This is a genomic window from Proteus cibi (assembly GCF_003144405.1).
Classification (GTDB): Bacteria; Pseudomonadota; Gammaproteobacteria; order Enterobacterales; family Enterobacteriaceae; genus Proteus; species Proteus cibi.
On record NZ_PENW01000025.1, the window covers coordinates 40,627 to 63,484 of the forward strand.

Below are 22,858 nucleotides of genomic sequence, written 5' to 3' on the forward strand. Positions count from 1 at the left end.
TATCAGTGATAGATTTTTTAGGATCTCAATGAATAAATCAATTATTATCATACTGCTGATCACCGTATTAGATGCCATTGGCATCGGGCTTATCATGCCAGTACTCCCTACGCTATTAAATGAATTTGTCAGTGAAAATTCGCTCGCGACCCATTACGGTGTGCTATTAGCGCTCTATGCTAGCATGCAGGTTATTTTTGCACCTATTTTAGGACGACTATCTGATCAATACGGCAGAAAACCTATCTTGATATTTTCACTTTTAGGTGCCGCCCTCGACTACCTTTTAATGGCATTTTCAACCACTCTTTGGATGCTTTATATTGGGCGTATCATCGCCGGTATTACGGGCGCAACAGGTGCTGTATGTGCATCAGCTATGAGCGATATTACGCCCATAAACAATCGTACTCGCTATTTTGGCTTCTTAGGTGGCGCTTTTGGTGTTGGTCTTATTATTGGGCCAATGCTGGGAGGATTGTTAGGTGAAATTAGTGCTCACACACCATTTATCTTTGCAGCGCTTTCACACTCGGTATTATTAATACTCTCTTTGCTCTTTTTCCATGAAACACAAAAAAAAGAAGCCCTTGTTGCAAATAGCACACCTAAAAACCAAACAACATCAAATTCAGTCACCTGCTTTATTAAGAAAAGCCTCTATTTTTGGCTGGTAGCTTATTTTATTATCCAGCTTATCGGTCAAATTCCCGCCACGATCTGGGTGCTATTTACGCAATACCGTTTTGATTGGAACACAACCTCTGTTGGGATGTCTTTGGCTGTTCTAGGTGTCTTACATATTTTCTTTCAGGCTGTTGTCGCTGGAAAATTAGCACAAAAATGGGGTGAAAAAGCCACTATTATGATCAGTATGTCTATTGATATGGTGGGCTGTTTATTATTAGCGTGGATTGGTCAAGTTTGGGTGATCTTGCCTGCATTAATTTGCTTAGCTGCGGGAGGAATGGGGCAACCTGCTTTACAAGGTTATTTATCGAAATCAATCGATGATAATGCACAAGGGAAATTACAAGGTACACTTGTGAGCTTAACCAATATTACTGGAATTATTGGTCCACTCTTATTTTCCTTAATTTATAGTTATAGTGTTGCTTATTGGGATGGTTTATTGTGGATGTTAGGGGCAGTACTTTATGGTGCGTTATTAATTAATGCCTATTTTCATCAATAACGTAATAATAAGCACTCATCACTTCACATCGCGTGTTATTAAATAGCGTAATAAAATCGGTATTAACACAGTCATGTTCAAAATCTGCCTTTGCTATTTCTTGATTGTGTTGATATTGCAATAAAGAAAAAAGTTGAAGATCAAGACAAGCATCCATGTTTGCTTGATCTTCGATTGCCGTTATTAACATCCGTTGTTCTAACGCTATATTATCTCGATGCCATCCTTGAGCAATCCAACCCAAACTAAACGCCAGTAGTGCAATCCATGCATATAACGCTTGTGTGTTGAACATGACCTAACTCCTTAGTCATTCGAGATAAAACTGATTTTATCGACTTTTATTATGATGAAAACATGTTGCACTTTTTACTTGGTATCATCTTTTTCTTTCCCTGAAAAAAATTGATTACCTCGTTTACGTAACCCGATCTCGACTAATTGATAACCCACAATACCGAGCGCTGAGCCGATCCCCATTACTGCGACAGAATCAATTCCAGGCCATAAAATAAGCAGTGCGCCAGCAACAACAGAAACCGCAGAGCCTAAAATAATTTTGCCGATAAACAATCTTAATGTCATTGTTTCATTCGCAACGAGCATCTTCCCTAATGCAATAAAAGCGCCCACTATGACTAACGATATCAATGTGCTGTTATATTCATCCATGAATACACCTCATCTCTGATTACACTTTCTTTTTTCGTAAAAAGAACCCTCACCTCCCAACATTCATCAGATAATCTGTAAAGAATTAGCAGTAAACCACGACCCTGTGTCACTGAATAAATTCCCGATTGAGATAACGTAAGTTCCTTTTATTTCAACGATACGCAACATCCATTTGCGGTAAACAACAGGCGATTCAGCTATATTACTGCTAACTTCCTTGTTAACTTGTAATAGACATCCTTGTCTATTGTTTTCTACTCACACTGAAAACCAACAAAAAGAATAAACAATAAATTCAATATGTTGCTTATCTCCGTATGATTTAACGTGAAGCTATTATCTACAAAGTTTGTATTTCAGGCTAGTAAGTTTGTTCGGTTAACGTCGGTTATGAAGCTTTAGCCGACAATAACCGAACTATTTACAGTGAATAAAACAAATAAACTTGTTTTAAGCACTTTTAAATAACCTAAAAACAAATATTTATATAAAAAAACAATAAATAGGCTGGTTATAATACAAATTTGAGCTAATATAGAAGGTATCTGATAGCCCTTAGTAAAGAGAAAAATAATATGCGTGTCTTAACTATTTTTTGTCCTGAATGTGGTGAAAAAGCGCTTATAAAGAAAAGTAATCGCAAACACAAAGAGTTATCCGATCTCTATTGTGCTTGTCGTGATCCTGAATGCGGGCATACCTTTGTTTTAAACCTCACTTTTAGTCACACCCTTATGCCAAGCGCAAAAAACAAAGATACATTGTTATTAGATGTCATTAAAAATCTTTCTCCAGAACAACGAGAGAAAGCACTTACACTTTTGCAAGGCATGTAATCATCACAAACAGAGACTCTCTTTTTCATTTATTTTTATGATCTTGCTCTCATTCTGACAGGTTATTTGACTAACCTATTCTTATAGAAAGATAAATGATGTAGATTCATTTTTAAGCTAAATAAAAATAATTCTTATGTTTTAAATAAAACAACACCGCTTATTGATGCGGTGTTTGCCAATCCTTTAATAAATAATTTGTCAGCCTCCCAAACCAGACACCCTATTTCTGGTTTGAAGACTAAACACAAATTTCAAATTGGAGCATTTAAGATGAAAAAGCTGATTAATCGAGTTGATGATGTGTTATCTGAACAACTACAAGGCTTTGCAAAAGCTCACCCTGAAATCAAACTTCATCCCTCCTCTTTTTATGTCACGCGAAAAGATGCTCCAGTAAAAGGTAAAGTTGCTCTTTTGTCCGGTGGTGGTAGTGGGCATGAACCCATGCATGCAGGGTTTGTCGGTAAAGGAATGCTTGATGGCGCATGCCCGGGTGAAATATTTACATCACCCACACCAGATAAAATGTATGACTGTGCCAAAGAGATTGATAGCGGTGAAGGTGTTTTAATGATCGTGAAAAACTACACCGGTGATGTGCTTAACTTTGAAACAGCGACAGAGCTACTGCATGACGAAGGTATAAAAATCGCCACGGTATTAGTTGATGATGATGTTGCGGTCAAAGATAGCTTATATACCGCAGGACGCCGTGGTGTTGCCAATACCGTTTTAATAGAAAAACTACTGGGTGCGGCTGCCGAAAGAGGCGACTCTCTTGATGAACTGGTTAAATTAGGTCATCACATCAATAACAATGGTTTTTCTATCGGCATAGCCTTGGAAGCCTGCACGGTTCCAGCCGCAGGGAAACCCTCTTTTACTTTACCTGAAAATGAAATGGAGTTTGGTGTCGGTATTCACGGTGAACCGGGTATTGACCGCCGTAAATTTACTTCTCTCAACGATACGGTTGATGCCATGTTTAATACCTTAATTGAGCATGGTCACTACCAACGGGTGATCCGCAATTGGGATCGTAAAAATGGCACTTGGATCGATGAAAACCAGGAAAAACAGCCGTTAAAATCTGGCGATCGCGTCATTGTTTTAGTCAATAATCTGGGTGCCACACCACAATCTGAACTGTATGGTGTTTATCACCGTTTAACTCAATGCTGTGAAAAATTTGGCTTAACCATCGAACGTTCTTTAATAGGTTCTTATTGTACTTCGCTTGATATGTCGGGGATCTCAATCACGTTATTAAAAGTTGATAACGAATTACTTACCTTATGGGATGCCCCTGTACATACACCTGCGATGGTGAAATAAATCTTTAATAACAAAAAAAGGAACAAACAATGGCGTTAACTCATGCTCAAATTATTCTTTGGTTACAGCAATGTGCATTGCTGTTTGAACAAAATAGCGATTATTTAACGGATTTAGATCGTGAAATTGGTGATGCTGACCACGGCTTGAATATGAACCGTGGCTTTAGAAAAGTGCAGGAGAAATTACCTGAATTTGAAGGACAAGATATTGGCACTATCCTCAAAACGACGGGCATGACATTGCTGTCAAATATTGGCGGCGCAAGTGGCCCTCTATTTGGTACCTTCTTTATTCGTGCCGCCAAACCGACTGCTTCATTACAAAACCTAGAACTTAATCAACTTGTTGAAATGGTAACAGAAGGTGTAGATGGCATTGTAAGCCGAGGAAAAGCAGAGCCAAATGACAAAACCATGTGTGATGTTTGGTGGCCGGTGGTTGAGTCATTAAAACACGCCAACGAACAAAATCTTTCTCTCAAAGAAGCGCTCACTCAAGCACTAGTAGTCGCTGAAAAAGCCGCTGAAAACACCATTCCAATGCAAGCTAGAAAAGGACGAGCAAGCTACTTAGGTGAGCGTAGCATCGGACATAAAGATCCCGGCAGTGCTTCTGTGGTACTGATGATACAAGCCCTTGCTAATAGCATTAATGCATAGCTGACCAAGCAACCAATAAAGGTCTACCATGATAAATATTGTTATTGTTTCTCATAGTAAACATCTCGCTGATGGTGTAGCAGAACTTGCCAGTCAGATGCTTAATCCGGCTCATTGCCAACTTGCGGTTGCCGCAGGCATCAACGATGAAGCACATGCGATTGGTACTGATGCCGTTAAAATTATGACCGCGATAGAATCACTTTCACAAGCACAATCTATTGTTGTGATGATGGATTTAGGAAGTGCAATATTAAGTGCAGAAACTGCGATTGAGTTACTGGAGCCAGAGTTAGCGGAGAAAGTCACCCTCTGTTCAGCCCCTTTAGTTGAAGGGACACTTGCAGCAGTTGTAGCGGCATCTTCAGGGGCATCTCTAGAAAAAGTGATTGAAGAAGCTTCAAATTCTTTATATCCAAAGAAAATTCAACTGGGTGAAAATTTCGTTCAACCTAAAAATGACATTAATGCTCCGGTCAAAATTCATGGTAAAGAGGCAAGTTGGGTCGTTCGTAACCCTCATGGTTTACACGTAAGACCTGCGGCAACATTAGTTGAGGTGCTTTCTGCTTTTCATGCTGATTATCAACTAGTTAAAGGGGATAGACGTATTAATCCTCTCAGTTTAAATCAGCTTTCATTAATACAAATTAGCCAAGGTGATGAGATAACGCTAATTGCCTCTGGTGAACAAGAAGATGAGGCAATTGAGGCGTTTCTTGAACTAGCCCGAAATGGCTTTGGTGAAGAGCTACCTTCTGATTCTAATACCATCACATTAAAAGGTATTTTAGCGCCCGTCTCTCAAATTAAAGCTCCCGCTTTTGTTTGGCATGAAATAGAACTCTCACCCGTCGAAAACTTATCTGAACCGATTGATATTCATGCTCAAATTGGCAAACTTAATTTTGCAATAAAAAGCACGTTAAAAGCACTAAAACAGAATGCCAATAAAGCGAGTCAAAAATTAGGTGAGCATGTAGGTGCTATTTTTAACGGTCATATCATGATGTTAGATGATGATGAGTTAATCACTAGCGTGATTGATCGTATCAAAGCAGAGAAGATCAGTGCACAGCAAAGTTGGTCGGATGAAATGCAAGAAAGAACACAATTGTATTGTGCACTCACCGATCCCTATTTACGCGCGCGTGAACTCGATCTTCGTGATCTACGTAATCAAGTGCTTTACCATTTACAAGATAAAACTCGCCCAAGCTTTACTCCGTCACAACCCGCGATTTTGGTCGCAAAAGAGCTTTTCCCTTCCACATTAATTCAATTAGTGGATAGTCAATTGGTCGGTATTGCTTTAGCAAAAGGGGATAGCCGCTCTCACAGCGCCATTATCGCGGCTGAAATGCGCTTACCTATGTTAGTCAATTTAGGCGCTACGCTATTAAAAGTCACTGAATCCCAAAAGTTAAAACTCGATACCAATAAGGGCGAATTAATTATTGAACCGATAACGCTATAAAAAAACCCGCACAATAATGTGCGGGTAAGTCAACGAAAAACGCTATCGATAATAGGTCATTATTGACTCTTATAATTATTAAGGTATTGATAATACCAATGTCGTAGTACCACTAAAATTACCTAATGAAGGTGTGCCATAAGTTTGAAGTTTTGACATCACTCTCACATAAGTGTATTCGTTCTTTATTGCATTAACCTGTGTTCCTATTGACGCAGGTGAACCATTTAATGTTAAAAAAGAACGGATGCTCCCATCGGGTTTTAAGTTTAAAAAATGATCTTCCATCGAGCTGGTAATTTTTACTGGCATAGTTTCATTACACGTAAGCGCAAATTGTTCTTCCGCCTCATTACCATTAACTTGTGTCACATCAAGCACGCCATGTGAAATAGTAAGATTATTAGAAATAAATGCACATTTACCTTCAGGCGGTGGAGCAATACCACATACACCACCAGGTACCATTCTTCCGCTACCACCTGTTGGGCTACTTGTCATAAAGAAAGCGATACATTCATCAACGGTTACAGAGCCTGCATGGGTACTATAATTCACATAAGGGAAAGTCAGACCGCATTGATTAACAGCCACATCGCGTATTTCCGCCATAGAGCTTAAATGTTGTAAATCGACATCACACCGCCATCTTGCTCGATGCTCAGTACCCGTTCCTCCCTTATTAGGTTTTGAGTGGAAGTGATTTAACTGAATATAACACCGCCCACTCAACCCTAAACTTTTACAAGGGTTTGGCGTAAACCCCATCTCTGTCCAATATTCCAACACGTAGTCATAACGAATATTACCTTTAATCTCTGGAGAAGGACCCGATTTAGTAATATAAGTAAAATAACCTGCTTGTACGCTAAAGAGTGAAAAGCCACATAGTACAATTAATAACTTTAAAATTTGCTGTATTTTTTTCATTATCTTTTACTCATATTTCAAAGAAAACACGGCAGTAGCAGAGAAATGTCCCGGTTTAATTGATTTGTCTGCAATCGCTTTTGCTGTCGCTTGTAAATAAGCAATAAAGTTCAGCTCAAAAATGCCATTATTAGGAATATTATATAGACTGGTGTAATCCCCTAATTTAACAGGGACACCTTCTTTGGTAGTAATTTTTATGCCTAAATCAGGATTATTAGCGCTATCATCTAATGCCAATAATCCAGCAAGTTCATTATGCGTTGCCCCTTCAAACTTAATTTTCACCTGCTTGGCAATAGAGATATCACATTCTGATAAAGTAATTTTGAAATCCTTTTTCTCAAATTCAAAATAACTTTTATAAATATCATCCAAGCGAATTTCATCAAAAACAACATCGACTTGAGAATGCTCAGGTAAAACTTTACAAGGCGCGATAATTAATGAACCGAAAATATGCATATTTTCAGCAGCAAAAACCGTAGAAGACAATAATAAACAACTACCAATAATAGAACGAGATAAGGTCAATTTATTCATTATTGGTACTCCACAAACAATGTGCCACCCGCGGTAAAATTACCCGGTGTCAGTTCACTATTTTCTTTTTTCACCAATACTGCCCAAATTTTTTCAGGATTATTTAAATTAACCGAATACTTTTTATTTAAATCAATAATGGAATCGCCCAGCATAAATTTTACGGTTAATTCATTAATATTGGTTCTCAGCCCATTAGGATCGAAGCTACTTTTATTACCATCAATCGATAAATACATATTCCAGTTATTTAAATTTTCTTCACAGGTTATTTGGTAATTAATTTCTCTTTTTTGGTCGTAACCTTTAATTGTTTTTATTGCTACAGGACCAAAATTTACCTCAATCATATTGCCGTCATTCACTTTACAAGGCGGTGGCGTTAGTAAATTACCTTTAATCAATACTTGTGTTTCATTATCTTTTGCCAAACTGGGTGAAGAAAATACAGAAAATAAAAATAACATTGTGAGGAATGGATAATAACGCATGTTGTTTATTCCTCTGTTAGTTGTAATAAACCTGCATAGTTGCAGTTGCAGTAAAGGCCCCGGTTGGTAGCGTGGCGCCACTTTTTTTCACGAGCATCGCATAAAGCTCAGGTCTAGTTTGATAGTTAAACTTAAACGGTGTTGTCATATAAATATTGGTATCCGTGGTTTTAAATAACACCCCCAAATCTGCCACACTGGTTTTTAAATAGCGTGTATCAAATCCTGCGCCATCTCCTGTAAATTTCAGCGACATACTTGGATCACCTGTTGTTTTACAATCCAAGGTGTAATCCATTTTTTGTTTATAATTTTCGTTTTCTATTCTTGTGGTCATCACATCATTAAAGTTTACTTCGATAGGTTTACCATCGTTAACCTTGCAAGGGCGTGACTCCACACTTCCGCTCACCGTAATTCTTAAAAAGCCCGAAACAGCCCATACAGAAGGAGCGAGAAAACTCAGACAAAGAAAAAGTATTACACCTCGGAATATAAGCATAATATTACGCCTTCTTATCTTTGATATTTGCTGAACAAATATCTCCACGACATTGGAATGTTAATTCAACTAATCCACCGAAATCATTGAGATATTCAATAGCAGGTGCTACACCTAAATCACCCACTTTTGTCCCTAATGAACGTTGACCGAAAGGCTCGATCATCACCGCTTCAAAGTCTTTTACTTCCGTATTGTTCTTTCTGACTTTGGTAATAGTTAAGTAATAAGGCGATGGATTTTTCACATTGTAATTACCACTCTGCTTTTCAATCACAATGTCTTTTTCCATTGGATTAGCCTCTAAACGGCTAGGTGCAACAATGCTTTTGGGTCGATAAAACACTTTAATTTTTGTTTGTAATGCGATTTGCAAAACATTCGGAGAATCACTGCGTGGAGGAATTTCACGAACATTAAGGTAATAAATACTTTCTCTGTCTGTAGGCAACATATTCGTTGCCGGTAATGCCTGTATTTTAATTTGGCTTTTGTTACCAGCCTCGATACGTTGAACTGGCGGTGTTACCACAAAAGGAGAATTAATTTTTTCATCTTTACTATTCTCAAGCCAAGATTGTGCTAAATAAGGTTTAGATTCATTTTCATTTTCTAAAACCATACTGACTGAGCGTTCACCCTCATTATATAAAACACGTGTTCTATCTAATGCGATAGCGGAATAAGCGGATTGAGAAAAAAGGCAAAGTGTAGCGATAGCGCCTAATGTTCTTATATTGATATATTTCATTTCATTCACCGTTGACTTAAATTTAATTACTTACAAGGAAGCAACAACATGTTGCTTAAATTATTTTCTAGTACTTGAGGTAATTGGAATTGGCAAGTTTCGCCATTCCAAGCAAGATCTAAAGTTTCACCTGCTTTTACACCTGATAAATAAACAAAACCTTCATCTGAAATAATGCCAACTTCTAATTTTTCTTTGTTATAAACACTGGCACCAAAAGGAGGATGTTTCTTATCAGCCATCGTGATCACCGCTAAGACTTTCTCACCTTCAATCACCTTAAATTTACGATAACCAATCGCCCCTTCGGTTAACGTGGCATATTGTGACGATTGAACGGCATCCGCTTTTTCAGGAAGATTATTAATATCGATGGTGATGTTGCTACGAGAATAGTTTTGCACCCCCATTAAAACCGCTTTACCATGTCGGTTAGTTTCAATTGGGGTTAAACCTGTTTTAATCGGAATATCTTGAACATTATTGGTATCAACCAATATGCGCGAATTCCCCATTGAAGTGACTCGGTGGAATGCTCCCCCTTCTGGAGTGACGGTTATTCCCCCCATTAATTGCATCGATAATGCGCTTTGATTATTTTGGGTATAAGTTCCACTTGCAGTCAGTTTTGCTAAATTACCATCGTAGTTATAAAAACCCGACAAATTCACTTTATCGCTATCCCAAGTACCCGCGGATAAGTTATACGTACTTCTTTCATTCAGTCGCTCATAATAGTTAACGCTATTGCTAGTATTGTGACGATTAAACGATCCTGAATAACTAATATTGGCTTCATTGCGCTCTAGCGGTACACCCAATGACACATAAACCCCTTCGTCATTGTTATGGCTTGATTCCACTTTATAAGCAGATAAGTTAATCGATAAATTTTTAAAATTAGCCCAATCAAAATAACTAGAAATAGTAAAACTGTAGTTATCAGTTGAAGGTCGATTCCAATAGGTTTGGCGAGAATAGTTTAAATAGGTATTGATATTATAATCAGGGAAAGCGGTACCAAAAATGGCAGTATAAAGCTCTTTACCACTATCAATATGGAGCCCGCGATAACGACCATCTAAAAACTGAGTCATACTTAAATAATCACGTTGAGAGAAACGATAACCCGCGAACGTAATCTGACTGTTTATTTCATCAAATTGCTTTGAGTAGGTAACATTATAAGAAGTACCTGATAACGTTTTATCATCAAAGTTACTGCCCATCTCAGCTCGTGAAGCTGAAATATTAAAAGAAAGCACCCCAAATGGGGCTAAGTCTTGCCCTAAACCTAAAGCAATATTTTGATATTCTGTTGAGGCTAATAATCCACCATAAATTGTGGTGTTATTCGCCGCCCCCCATGAGAAAGAACCTAATGAAAATGCGGGGCCTTCAGTGTCATGTTCATTTTTAGTGGGCTTACCCATCACCAACTTATATAAAAACTGTCCGGGTCTTGTCAGTGTGCCTAAACGCGATGTTTCTACTTTAAATGTTTGAACAGAACCATCTTGTTCTTCAATAGAAACATCTAATGTACCGCCCCCGAATGTATTAACGTCTTGAATGCGAAATGGCCCTGGGCTCACTTCATTTTGATAAACGATACGACCATCTTGACGCACAATAACCGTGGCATTCGTTCTTGCAACCCCTGCAATTTCAGGTGCATAGCCCTGTAAACGCGGCGGGATCATCGCATTATCACTTTCTAATGAAGCACCAAGATAACGGAAACTGTCAAAAAGTTCTGATGAAAGATATTGTTCACCTAACGTTAGTTTTGCACCTAAAGAGCGAATAGCACGAAAAAGATAAAGCTGGTTCCAACGCCATGATTTATCGTTGCGATTTAAATTACCGCCAGAAGCTTGCCAATCTGAACGCAATCGCCAAGCCCCCATATTAATGCCCATCACACCACTAATATTGGTCCCCGTTTCAGTGCCTTTTCCATTATTTTCATATCGAATAAGACGATTACTCATATTGTAATCAAGAAAGAAACCCGCAATACCATCATCCCAACGTGATGGCGGGTCCCAACTTGGATCTTGATATTCCATAAAAGCTTGAGGAATGCTGATATTTAAAATACTAGTATAGAGATCACCTACCGCATTCATATTTGGCACGGAACGAAAATCAAGGCACTGGGTATTATCGGTGGTTAACCAAGTGACTTTTTTTTCCCATTCAGACTTTAAACCTAAAATGGGATAAACTTCTGGGGTAATACAAGGAATAGATAATTCTGCGTTGTAATCTGGGGTAAAAAATAAAATAGGCTCTTCGTTTCTTACTCTTTGTTTATTAACGTCGGTCGCCAGTAAATGAGTGCCCGGCTGAATATAGTTTGCGTAAGAGAATTTAGTAAAATCGGTATTTTCAATACCCTTATCTGTTAAGAAGTCGGTATTAAAATCTACGGCTTCTTCTGCAAAAACAGGCAACGAAAAAGGAACAAAGAATAAAAGCATTACTTTTGTGATCGTATTTATTTTCATGCTTTTCATTTTGCTATGCCATCCTCAGCATTATTAACAGAAGATAATATTGATGAGATGCATGGCGCCTAAACGCCACACATCTTATTAAATAAAAAAACAACAATTATTCGTAAATAACTTTGAAGTTAGCTACTGTATCGAAAGAACCGGTTGTTGCTTTCTTATCATCTGCTTCATTACCTTTTACATAAGCTGAAAATTGCAAAGTAGTAACAGAGCCATCGCCATTATTTAAAGCGTGACCGGCTACTGGGAAGCCTTGACCAAAAGTAATTGGGTTATTACCACGATCCGTGATAACGATACCTGCGTTTTGTACTTTGCCACCTAAGCCCAGTAATTCGCCGGTATAACCGTCAAAGCCACTTACAGTTGCACCAGTGAATGATACTTTTGCAGTTTTGTAAGTTTCAGTTGAGCAGTTTTTCAGGATAATATCGAAGTTTTCGCTATCTGAACGGAATTTATTGCTCGTCAGTTCATGTAATGCAATTTCACCAAACTTAACAGTTTGATCTAAACTTTTATCATCAATTGAACATGGAACGTCATTGATAAAACCCGTAAAACGGACTTTACCTTCTCTACTTTCAGCTGGGTCTGCTGCAAAGCTAGGAGCAGCAACAACTAAAGATAACGCAACACCTAAAGCTAATTTAGTAAATTTCATAAAATTTCCTTTATACACAATAAATATATTGATATTTCTTGGTTTCTGACTAAATAAGCGATAGGTCATAAAACCTCACCGCCTTTCTACAATGTAAAATTCACAGATCCATTGATATTGATTTATAAAATCAAGATAGGGGATATCCTACAAATGCATCCTTTTTGCATTCATATTAAAATTAATTTATGGAATAAATTAATCGTATTAACTTATTTAAACGCCCTTTTTAAATGTTTTATAAAAACTAAGTTCCTTAATTAATAAAAACATCTTAATGAGACATATAAATAATCAATTTTAATCAGAAAGTAAGAGTCAAAATTAAAAGCAAAAAACAGATTTAAATTATGTTCTTTGGCTTGTTTTGCGATCAAATACTCGCAAAAGGTGTAAATTAAGTCAAAAGTCAAAAAATGATGTTATTAGTAAAATGAAAGGATAGTTAACAAATGAAATAATTCTTTAAATGAGTAATTGCGGTATTTTAAACTAAATTAAAGACATATTAGATATTATTACTTAATGAAAAAGGAAATCACCATTATTAACACCCTCAGGGCGTAAATAAAGCACAAGAACCAAATAAATAACATTTAATGGAATTTAATAACATAAAATCACCCTAAAACAGAAAATTATATTTTGCTGACACGATAAACCCAGCATATATACAAAAACACTTAGGATTCATCTCAATTGGGGAATTAAATTATATTATCTAATTTAATTAAAATTTAGACAATCTAATTGTGACGAGATCTTAAAATATCATTTTATTATTATTAATAATATCTAAAACCAAATTAAAAATATAAATTAAATATGATAATCTTTTAATGAGTGCTCTTTTTAATATAATCAATTATGGAATACAATCTCCACATAACAAATAAAAGCAATATTCATTACGATATAAACAATAACAATTAGTAACTATTTTTTTACTTTATTTTGGCTATTTTATAAAAAATTAAAAAACTCATTATTATGAAAAGATACTATTATGACAATCAAATAAAGACATTCTGCTTTTATATTTTTCTCATAATAAGATTTTAAAATAAATAAATTTAAAACTCCCCACCAATTTGACACGCAAAAGGTGTAAATATTACACATCACCAAAGAAATGGAATTTTAATCTAAAAGAAAACCCATTTAAGCATAAGAAATCAAAATTAATATCTTTTTATGAATAAAAATAAAATAAAAGGCAAAAGACGTTTAATATAAAATATAAAATATAATAGTAAAAAAAGAAAACAATAAATAAATCTTATATTAAAAACCACCATACGCTTTATAAGAGTGAAACTTAAAGAAATATATAAATATGTTTTACCTTTTTTGTTTTTAAACAATAAATGCTATAAGAATTTTCTTATCAACTTATACTAGCAGAGTGTCTAAATTAACTCACATAATAAGTATTCAGATATAAAACACGAGGTTAGACAATATTTACTTAATATAAAAAACACCACAATTAATTAACAATAAAAAATTAATCTTATTTAAATGGCTATTTCTTTAAATAGCGATTTGGGGCTAATCATACCTAAAAAACAGTAAGATAATATTTATTGATTAAAAAAATATAAAGATGATTTCTTTAAAATAGCATTTATTTAAATAATGCATTTTAAAGAAGGACTCTTTTATTCAAAAAATGGATAAACACATAAAACTTCTTTCATTAATGAGAAAGATAAAAAAAGCAATCTAATATAGATAATCAATAAAGGATATAGTATGAAAAAGCTGACATTAGCGGTTCTTGCTGTTGCTATTATGGGAGCAACTACCCTTGCTCAAGCAGACACTCGTAAAGCAAACGCGGTTGCTTCGTGGGATGCGAAAGCAATTAAAGACACTAAAAGTATGTTAGTTGTTACTCCATTAAAATCTTTAGTATTTAACTATGCCGAAGGTCTTAAAGGCTTTAATACTCAAGATGGTGCGTTCGACATCACTATCCAAGGCCAAGAGCAAGCCACTGACTTTAAACTGACTTCAAAAATCGTGACTGACAAATTAACTCGTGCTGCTGATGATAGCGAATTAACCGTCGGCGTTAAATGGAATGGCGTTGCATTATCTAACTCAACAGATACCACCATGGTTGACGTTGCAGCGGGTACAACTGCGGGTCTGGATTTCTTAGCTCAAGATGGCGCTTATAACGGTAAAGAACGTGTAAGCGGTCAAGGCATATTCACTTTCAATATCGCTTCTGCAAAACAAGCGGGTGCTGACGCTAAATTCTCTGATTTAGCAGACGGTTACTGGGATGGTGACGTTAAAGTTCAGTTTACTGCAACTTGGGAAGGCAACTTCCAATAATAGATTCGCCCATCTTAAAACATACTTTGTTTATGCAATAAGGGATGAGCGAATATTCGCTCTCCCTCAAGGATCTGTGATGAAAAAAATAATACTGGCTTGTTTAAGCCCTTTATTTCTTTATAGCCATTTTGCTACAGCCATTCACGTAGGTCCCATTACAGAAATGATGGCATCAGATCAAACTATTCTCGCTAAAGAAATTGAAAATAATGTTGATCAGGCTCGTTTAGTGAGTTTATCCATTGAGCGGATCACCTCCCCATTAGATAACGGAAAAGTGATCCCTCTCCCCAATAATGAAATCTTAATTTCTCCTGCTAATTTAATTTTGCCAGGAAAGACCAAAGAACATTTTAAAATTTATTATAAAGGTCCTGCTGATAACCAAGAACGTTATTACCGTCTTGTGTGGCGTGATGATCCTGTCTCCGAAGAGGGTTCCACGCAAAATAAAAAATCAGCTACAGCAACCACTTCCGCCATGATAAGCACGATTTTAGTCGTCGCACCACGACAAGAGAATTTTAATTACCGATTCGATAAAGAAAAACGCGTGGTTTATAACACTGGAAATAGCGCATTCCGCACCGTTGCAACGGGCGATTGTATGCCTGATGCCGTGACCAAAAATGAAAATAATCGTTGCAGTGAGCGTTATTACGTTATGCCAGGTTTAGGCGTCAAATTAAAACAAGTCGATGTACAAAGTAAAAAAGCAACTGTCGGCGTTTGGCATAACGATGATTTTATTATTGTAAATTAGTTTTAATTTCATAAGGATCTATTGTGCGTAAATCTGCGGTAGCGCTGGGTATTGCGATATGCTTTTTATCAAAAAGTGTATATAGCCAACCCGCTAATTTAAAAATAGGCAATTATATTATTCCTAGTGTTTTTGCTACCGCATTAACAGAGGGAATGACTATCCCTGTATATTTACGTTACAACTTATCTCAACAATCCGTGTTAGAAGATCAAAACCGTCATAAAATTGCTGATGCGCTGGTTGTACTAAAAGATAATCAGCTGGTTATTAGTTCAGTCACACCGACCAATGATAATGATGATCCACAAGTTGCTTCTATTAATGAAAAAATTATCGAGTCACTGAGTGAATTAAAAGACACTCCTATTGAGCAACAAGGTAAAATCACGCTTTCACCGGATGCAAGTTTAGTCTTTGATTTAAATTCCTTTATTATGACACTGGAGGTCAGTGAAGCAGGCATTGCAACTCAAGTTCAAGCCCGTACTGAAATGCTCGGGGATTCAACGGTCAAAAATATATCAGCGGTAACCACCTACGATTTAGGCATTTATAACAATCAAATAAAAAGCCAGAAAGATAATACCAACAGCTATTTTTCTGTTGATAGTGTTATCAGCCTCGCTGAGAACCACCTAAACCTAAGTGCAACAGTCTACGGACTGGGAACGACGGAGCAAACTGTTGACTTTTATCGTGCCATGTTTGAACGTGATTTTAATGGTCACCGTTTAGCTTTTGGTCTATTAAATACATGGAACTTACAGTCTATTGCATCAATGTCGGCGCTTAACAGCAGTAAAGTTTACGGGATCACTTACGGTAACAACTCATCTTCTAAAGTTAATCACTCGCAACTTTCTCTGACACCAATTACCGTCTTCTTACCCAGTGCAGGTGAAGTGCGTATTTATCGTGAAGGTAAACTATTAAGTATTCAAAGTTTTCCAATGGGAAGTTTTGAAGTTGATACGGCACCGTTACCTTTTGGTATTTATCAAGTTGAAGTTGACGTGGTGATTGATGGTAAAACACACTCCAAACAGACCCAGACTGTAAATAAAACCTTCAATATGCGCGGTGCCACACTTAATGAGTTTCGTTGGGAAATATTCTCTGGCTATGTTGATTATAAGAAACGTATTAAAAATAGAGATAATGAATATAGAACCTCGAACTCAGATAATACATGGCTTGTTGGGGGCGCTGGGACGGTCACATTAGGGGTTTTCTCAGGATTAAATTTACAAGCCTCAACCTATGCATTTGATGATTTAGCAGTACTTGAAACGAATGCCAATTTACAACTTAGCGAAAATATCTCTACCAGTTGGCAATCGCTTTTTGCTAACGATGGCAGTGATCGTAATATCATCACGGCGTCTTATTCATTACCCAAAGGACTTGGTTCACTTTGGGTGAATAAAGAGAAAGGGAATATAAAAGATGATTTCCCTATGTATGACTCTGATAACTACGCGTTGGGTACAACGCTAAACTTCACCCAATTTTGGGAGCATGCCGGCTCCTTTACCTACTCTTACACCAAAGATCTACGTGATAAAAACAAATCGAATAGTTTTGAGTATTCAACGTCACTGTATAACGGGCGTTATGGCTCAATGAGTTTACGCACGGGTATTCAGCGTTATCACTACGATAACCAAAACAGCACCAATGAAAAATACATCACTCTCGATTTCTCATTGCCGTTAGCGACTTGGTTGAGTGCGGGTGTCTCATCGAGCAATGGGAATGTGCGTGGGGAGCTTTCAGCATCGAAAAGCTTTGAAAACTCAGCGATGAGTCATGCAGGCTTATCCGTATCAACACTTTTACATGATAAAGACGGTACTGACAGCGATTTCTCTGTTAGCGGCTACGGTATGTTCGATACCAAATACAGCACGGGTACGTTAACCATGAGTCGCCCTAATAATGACCGTTTAAATACGACCTTAACCGCACGAGGCTCTCTGGCTTACAGTGATATGAATTTCTCTGCCAGTGGTAAACAAGAAACATCTGGGGTGATTGTGAAAACAGGTATTGAGGGTGAAGGGCAAATTGCCGCCAACGTCAATGGTCAGCGTTTCGTCTTATCGGGAGGGAATAATTTTATTCCGCTCTCTCCTTACGGTACTTATAAAGTTGAATTACTGAATGATAAAAACAGTGAAGACAGCTTTGATATCGCCTCAGGACGAGTGAAAAATGTTGTGCTTTATCCCGGTAACGTTGCCGTTCATCAACCAGAATTAAAACAGATGGTGACCGTGTTTGGTCGCATGAAAGCACCTGATGGCACACTGTTAGCCAGTGCGCAGGTACGCAACCATATCGGTCGCACTCAAACCGACCACCAAGGCCAATTTGCGATGGATGTTGATAAACGTTATCCCGTGATTTCATTGCAACAAGATGATAAGCAAATTTGTGAAGCTGAATTAGATTTGTCATCAGCTCGCGGTGTGCTGTGGGTGGGTGATGTCATTTGTGATCCGCAGACTACTTTAGCGATTCGGCATTAAGATCTCTTTAAATTAGGTTCCTAATATTATGATAAATTTAAAAAAATTAGGCTTTATTTTTATATCTTTATTTTCTGCTCATTCATTCGCGGACAAAAATGAATTCTTTTTTGTCGAAAATAATATCGATAATGAATATTTTATTACTACATCAAAATTAAGCCCTCGCTTCACTGGCGCAAATGAGTTTGCGAAATTTGTCGCAAAGCACTCCAGCCTAGGCTATATGGGAATGGGCACATGGAAAGTGGGGAAAAATTATTATGGTGATATTTGGTTAGAAAATTCCCCCATTAGAGAACCTTTTACGGGTAACCGTTGCCGAAGGGATATGTCTGGTTGCCCTGATACTGCATTAAATGCCGCAGAATATATACTCGCCGATGGTGCTTATCACATCCCGGCTTTCAATAGTGATGGGCAATCGAATAATGCGAGAGGGATTTTTTCTAATAGTGCATATTTATTTTTCGATCAAATGGCAGTCAATACTCAAACAACTTTAGATTACCGTTTTTGTTCAACAAATAAATTTTATGATCCATCAAGAGGTCAACGTTGTGTCGATGTTGAACCTAAAAATGAAGAAAAAACCATTTACGATTTAACAAAAGTTGGGCACTTAAAATTAATCTCTACAAATGCATTACAAGAAATTTTTGTTGATAGTAATGGTAATGCCGTATTGGGTCTAGGCTCCAAATTTTGTTCTGTCACAACCATAGGTAATGTATCCGGGGTAAGTTGTCGTCTTGTGGAATCTGAACTAAAAGGCTCATTAATCAGTACAATTCGTATTAGTTTAAATATAGATCCAATGCTAGGTTTTACCCCTAAAAGTGCCACAATTAAAATCAAAGGAAGCAACTTTACCAAGTGGTATAATTACGATGATAGAACTTATGCTACAAATATTTTGTCTGCCGGAGAAAATGGAATTGATATCTTTTTTTCACAAACATTTCTAAAAGAACTCATTACTCGTAAAATTGATTTATCTAAAAGTCAGCAATTATTTACTTTTGGTTTCGATAATAAAACCGTTGCACCACAATCTGGCTTTTATGAATTTACGCCGTCTAATACGATTATTATAAAACCTCGCGACTATGGCATTAGTATTGTCTCTAAAGAACTCGTGAACAATCCTCATAGAGAAGGGAAAGTGGGCGATAAAGAGCCGCCACTCACTTTCGACTATATCGTTACCACCAGTGCATTTCGTCAAGCCGATAAAATTACAGCTTCAGTAGAAGGTCCTCAAACGACGATTAGAGGGCAGCCATACTGTTTATTTAGTTCAAAAGATAAAAAAATAAATGTGCCTTTTTCAGCCTATCTAACGTATACCAATGAAGCGGGTTCAAAAGTGAAAACCCGTACTGCTTGCGATAATGTGCCTATCTCCATTAAAGAAGCTTTATGGACACAAACGACATGGCCTTACCCATATCAGCTAGAGGGCTACTTTTACCGTACTGATTTACAACTGACATTCCCAATGAATGAAGGCACTTCACTGTTTTCATTAGAAGGTGAAGATTGGATTGGCGTAGTAGAAGCGAGTGGCTATGTTAATGTCTTTGCTGAATGGTCTGGCACAGATATTCATTAAACAAAATCGATAACGTTGGCGGGTATATATCGAGAGTTTATCCCCGCTTTATTTTTGCTCCTACATTATGCAATTTAGATTAACGGTATTATGGTGTTGTTTATTACTGATGATTAAATAAAGTCATTTAAAGAGATAGAATGAAAAAAATATTGAAGATTATCAGTGCGTTAACGTTTTTGGCATTAACATTTTCAGCCCATGCTCTTTATGTGGGCTCTGAAGTGTTTACTCTTGAATCTGATAAAACCTTTTTCTCTCGCACTTATCTTAATAATACAGACCGAACGAATCTTTATAAAATTCATGTTTATAAAATCGAAAAGCCGGGCGGAAAAGAAAAAGAGGAAAAACAACTCCCGATAGAAGATGGTGAAATACTTTATACACCGTTGCAAAAAGTATTATTACCGAATGAACATGAGTTTTTTAAATTATTTTATAAAGGTGCCAAAGACGATAAAGAGCGTTATTACCGTATTATTATTGAAGAAACGCCCGTTAATCTAGTGCCTTACAATGAAAATACCAAACAGCCTTTAGTCGTTCCTACTGTGGGATTAAATACCGTCATGGTGATACGCCCACGCGAAATGAAATTCGCTTATGATCATAATAATATTGCGGGTACCATCAAAAACACAGGCAATACTTATTTTCGCTTACTGTTAAATGACAAATGCGATTCTGACGAAGAAAATGCCAAAATATTACAACTGTTACCCGGTGAAAGTTATCAACACCCTTGGTTAACGCAAGAACATAAACAGTTTATTATTGCCTTTAATCGTTATATTGGATTAAAGAATAACTGCATTCAAGATTAGTTAACTTTGCAGCCCGTTATTATAAAAAAGGTCACATTTAGGTGACCTTTTTTGATATTAGAGAATAAGGGGATTATGAGTTATGGTTAGGAGCGCTGACCGTCACTAATTCTTTGTTTTCATTTAAACGGTAGTAATTCTCATAACTGATTTTTTGGCTCTCAGAGATATTTTCCGGATATTCACCCTCTTCATCCTGAGTAAAAAATAGTAACATATTAGGGCGATTATTCGTCATTGTCATAATGCCTAACATACTGTTAATACCCACTTTAATCCATTGAGCATCCTCTTGTACAATCACAGAAGATTTATTATCCGTTGAAATATGACTCGTTTTACCTAAACTGATGACCGTTTGATGCTCAACAAGATCCATCGCTTCGGAACTCAATGCGTTATTTTTAATATCAGCAGAAACGTCATCTCCCGTAGAAAATAGCACTCGACAGCCATTTGAACTTATTGATGCTCCATTACCGGTTGATACTATAATATTATTGGATGCAGGTGATTCATCATTTATACTTGCATTCTTACCCGTAGATATCAATTGAGTATTAACAACACAATAATCATAATATGCCGTATAAATAACGGCATTTTCTCCTGATGCAAAACACACGGTATCTTCTAAAAATTGATAACTATCATAAGAATTCGTTTCATTAACTAAACTTTGCGGGTTCAATAATTCATACCCAGTATAGAATGTTGAGCTATTACCCAAAGCACAATTGACTGATTTATTTCCTGGGCAAATTGTTGCATTTTCACCTAAAGTAACAAATGTATTGTTTATGGCAGGTTTGAATTCAAGTGGGTTTTCGTAAATAGTTTCACTGGCATCGCCATATAACCTTACCCCATCTTCAAAACTAACAATTTTAGCATTGTTACTTTGTGAATAAACATGTGCAGGAGCATCATCTGTGCCTATTGCCGTTAATCTAGCATTATCATTAGATAAAAAAATATTTGTACTATCAAATATATAAGCACTTTTAGTAAAATCAACGTTTTTCATTTTAATATCCTTATCTTTAATTAAAGAGACACTTCATGTGTCTTACTTATAACAACTCATTATTACTTTTGACTTACTGCTTTCTATTCATACAACAAAATAACTGTACGTACATACAGTATAATATTGTAGTAATGATTACTGTTATCCCTATCACAAATATTAATTCTTTAGTCTCATATCACCTATTGCCCCCCTAATTCTAAATGAAACTAAATGTAATATTGCTAAATATATAATTTTTATAAATACATAATTAATTAACTTAATTTATATTCTGTCATATTTACAGCGTTACCCATTTAATTAATCAAAATAAAAAGACCATTTCATCTTTATAATTCATTGATAATAAATAGCTTTATGTTATTAATACTAAAATTAACTTTATTACATTTTATTCCTACTTTTCCCAAGTATTTTAAATAAAATATTTTCTCTATTTATTTAATCGTTTTTCTAATGATTACTCTTTTTAAAAGTCTCTCAATATTCTTTATTGACTCATGAAAAAGAATTTTCAGCCGATATTGCTATTAGTCGTCATTTAATAATGTAGGAATAAACAATGAAAAAAAACCGTTTATTATTTGGTTTATTACTTGCCTCTTTTACCACAACGGCAACTTATGCAAACAGCACAACCTCAATACAAACCGTGGCAAATTGGCATGCCACAGCCGTAAAAAAACCACAAAGTGAATTAGGCGTAACACCGTTAAATGCACTGCATTTTGAATTGACAGAGCATGATCATTTTGATCAGCAAAATGGCGCTTTCAATATCACCGTTAAAGATATCGAAGGTGCTACTGATTTTAAACTGACTTCAAAAGTCATCAGTAATGAACTAAGAAATTCTGCTGATAATTCAGTGTTAACGATAAAAACAGACTGGAACGGCAAAACACTATCAAGCTATCAAGAAACCGTTATTCTCGATAACCCAAAAGGAATAAACAAAGGGCTGGTGGTTGAAAATAAAGCATCAGAAAAAAGTGAGCTAAAAAACCTTCAAAGTGCTTTTTTATTTAATGTTATCACTGGAGCACAACCAACAATATCCTTAGCTGAAGGCTTATGGCAAGGGACATTACGTCTTGAATTTACCAGTAAATGGTCTGGTGATTTTGTGACTTTAGCAGCAAGATAGTTCA

The 22,858-nt window shown here is 36.4% G+C and carries 21 protein-coding genes; 11 read left to right on the top strand and 10 right to left on the bottom strand.

What is annotated here, in order from left to right; genetic code table 11:
• Positions 1 to 28 precede the first annotated feature (28 nt).
• On the top strand, positions 29 to 1,195 hold the full coding sequence (tet(H-J), locus tag DK865_RS13490; protein ID WP_109392155.1) for a Tet(H)/Tet(J) family tetracycline efflux MFS transporter: 1,167 nt from the start codon (positions 29 to 31) through the stop codon (positions 1,193 to 1,195).
• Here the strand turns inward: tet(H-J) and DK865_RS13495 are convergent.
• Together DK865_RS13495 and DK865_RS13500 are read right to left on the bottom strand one after the other, a co-directional pair.
• Positions 1,173 to 1,490, bottom strand: coding sequence for a hypothetical protein (locus tag DK865_RS13495; RefSeq protein WP_109392156.1), 318 nt, complete (start codon positions 1,488 to 1,490; stop codon positions 1,173 to 1,175). The two genes, tet(H-J) and DK865_RS13495, sit on opposite strands and share 23 nt — an antisense overlap.
• A 74-nt stretch (positions 1,491 to 1,564) precedes the next feature.
• Positions 1,565 to 1,867: a phage holin family protein gene (locus DK865_RS13500; RefSeq protein ID WP_023582813.1), complete on the bottom strand. Its 303-nt coding sequence runs from the start codon at positions 1,865 to 1,867 to the stop codon at positions 1,565 to 1,567.
• 578 nt (positions 1,868 to 2,445) lie between these two features.
• On the opposite strand from DK865_RS13500, the gene DK865_RS13505 reads away from it, so the two are divergent.
• The 4 genes from DK865_RS13505 to dhaM all read left to right on the top strand — a co-directional run bounded on the left by DK865_RS13505 (position 2,446) and on the right by dhaM (position 6,183).
• Entirely contained in the window at positions 2,446 to 2,706 is a 261-nt protein-coding gene (locus DK865_RS13505; RefSeq protein WP_023582814.1) for an ogr/Delta-like zinc finger family protein, read from the top strand.
• Between the two features lie 273 nt (positions 2,707 to 2,979).
• A complete protein-coding gene (gene dhaK, locus DK865_RS13510) occupies positions 2,980 to 4,044 on the top strand; it encodes a dihydroxyacetone kinase subunit DhaK (protein WP_109392157.1) in 1,065 nt (354 codons plus the stop codon).
• A 29-nt stretch (positions 4,045 to 4,073) separates the two neighbouring features.
• Positions 4,074 to 4,706, top strand: a complete 633-nt coding sequence (dhaL, locus tag DK865_RS13515) for a dihydroxyacetone kinase subunit DhaL (protein WP_109392158.1) — start codon at positions 4,074 to 4,076, stop codon at positions 4,704 to 4,706.
• A gap of 28 nt (positions 4,707 to 4,734) precedes the next feature.
• Entirely contained in the window at positions 4,735 to 6,183 is a 1,449-nt protein-coding gene (dhaM, locus tag DK865_RS13520) for a dihydroxyacetone kinase phosphoryl donor subunit DhaM (RefSeq protein ID WP_023582816.1), read from the top strand.
• A gap of 78 nt (positions 6,184 to 6,261) precedes the next feature.
• Here the strand turns inward: dhaM and DK865_RS13525 are convergent, their stop codons facing one another.
• From DK865_RS13525 to DK865_RS13555, 7 genes are all read right to left on the bottom strand, one after another.
• Entirely contained in the window at positions 6,262 to 7,113 is an 852-nt protein-coding gene (locus DK865_RS13525; protein ID WP_109392159.1) for an MrpH family fimbial adhesin, read from the bottom strand.
• 6 nt (positions 7,114 to 7,119) lie between these two features.
• Entirely contained in the window at positions 7,120 to 7,656 is a 537-nt protein-coding gene (locus tag DK865_RS13530) for a fimbrial protein (protein WP_023582818.1), read from the bottom strand.
• Positions 7,656 to 8,147 (bottom strand): fimbrial protein, encoded by a 492-nt coding sequence (locus tag DK865_RS13535; protein WP_036913875.1) that lies wholly within the window; start codon positions 8,145 to 8,147, stop codon positions 7,656 to 7,658. The genes DK865_RS13530 and DK865_RS13535 overlap by 1 nt, the downstream gene beginning before the upstream one ends.
• A 16-nt stretch (positions 8,148 to 8,163) precedes the next feature.
• Positions 8,164 to 8,649, bottom strand: a complete 486-nt coding sequence (locus DK865_RS13540) for a fimbrial protein (RefSeq protein ID WP_109392160.1) — start codon at positions 8,647 to 8,649, stop codon at positions 8,164 to 8,166.
• A gap of 4 nt (positions 8,650 to 8,653) precedes the next feature.
• Entirely contained in the window at positions 8,654 to 9,400 is a 747-nt protein-coding gene (locus tag DK865_RS13545) for a fimbrial biogenesis chaperone (RefSeq protein ID WP_023582821.1), read from the bottom strand.
• A 26-nt stretch (positions 9,401 to 9,426) separates the two neighbouring features.
• Positions 9,427 to 11,922 carry a fimbria/pilus outer membrane usher protein gene (locus DK865_RS13550; protein ID WP_023582822.1) on the bottom strand — a complete coding sequence of 832 codons (2,496 nt, stop codon included), beginning with the start codon at positions 11,920 to 11,922 and terminating at the stop codon, positions 9,427 to 9,429.
• A gap of 97 nt (positions 11,923 to 12,019) precedes the next feature.
• Complete coding sequence (locus tag DK865_RS13555) at positions 12,020 to 12,586, bottom strand: fimbrial protein (protein WP_036913900.1); 567 nt, start codon at positions 12,584 to 12,586, stop codon at positions 12,020 to 12,022.
• Between the two features lie 1,755 nt (positions 12,587 to 14,341).
• On the opposite strand from DK865_RS13555, the gene ecpA reads away from it, so the two are divergent.
• The 5 genes from ecpA to DK865_RS13580 all read left to right on the top strand — a co-directional run bounded on the left by ecpA (position 14,342) and on the right by DK865_RS13580 (position 20,674).
• Positions 14,342 to 14,932 carry a common pilus major fimbrillin subunit EcpA gene (gene ecpA / locus DK865_RS13560; RefSeq protein WP_109392161.1) on the top strand — a complete coding sequence of 197 codons (591 nt, stop codon included), beginning with the start codon at positions 14,342 to 14,344 and terminating at the stop codon, positions 14,930 to 14,932.
• Positions 14,933 to 15,011: 79 nt separating this feature from the next.
• The gene (locus DK865_RS13565; protein WP_109392162.1) at positions 15,012 to 15,698 is read left to right on the top strand and encodes an EcpB family pilus assembly chaperone; all 687 of its coding nucleotides are present in this window, start codon (positions 15,012 to 15,014) and stop codon (positions 15,696 to 15,698) included.
• A 23-nt stretch (positions 15,699 to 15,721) separates the two neighbouring features.
• Positions 15,722 to 18,232: a CS1-pili formation C-terminal domain-containing protein gene (locus DK865_RS13570; RefSeq protein WP_109392163.1), complete on the top strand. Its 2,511-nt coding sequence runs from the start codon at positions 15,722 to 15,724 to the stop codon at positions 18,230 to 18,232.
• Between the two features lie 28 nt (positions 18,233 to 18,260).
• Positions 18,261 to 19,847, top strand: a complete 1,587-nt coding sequence (locus tag DK865_RS13575) for a fimbrial protein (RefSeq protein WP_109392164.1) — start codon at positions 18,261 to 18,263, stop codon at positions 19,845 to 19,847.
• Positions 19,848 to 19,987: 140 nt separating this feature from the next.
• The gene (locus tag DK865_RS13580) at positions 19,988 to 20,674 is read left to right on the top strand and encodes a fimbrial biogenesis chaperone (RefSeq protein WP_109392165.1); all 687 of its coding nucleotides are present in this window, start codon (positions 19,988 to 19,990) and stop codon (positions 20,672 to 20,674) included.
• A gap of 73 nt (positions 20,675 to 20,747) precedes the next feature.
• On the opposite strand, the gene DK865_RS13585 is transcribed toward DK865_RS13580, so the two are convergent.
• Entirely contained in the window at positions 20,748 to 21,701 is a 954-nt protein-coding gene (locus tag DK865_RS13585) for a hypothetical protein (RefSeq protein WP_023582828.1), read from the bottom strand.
• Between the two features lie 568 nt (positions 21,702 to 22,269).
• Here DK865_RS13585 and DK865_RS13590 point away from each other — a divergent pair.
• Positions 22,270 to 22,854 (top strand): common pilus major fimbrillin subunit EcpA, encoded by a 585-nt coding sequence (locus DK865_RS13590; RefSeq protein WP_109392166.1) that lies wholly within the window; start codon positions 22,270 to 22,272, stop codon positions 22,852 to 22,854.
• Positions 22,855 to 22,858: the final 4 nt, after the last annotated feature.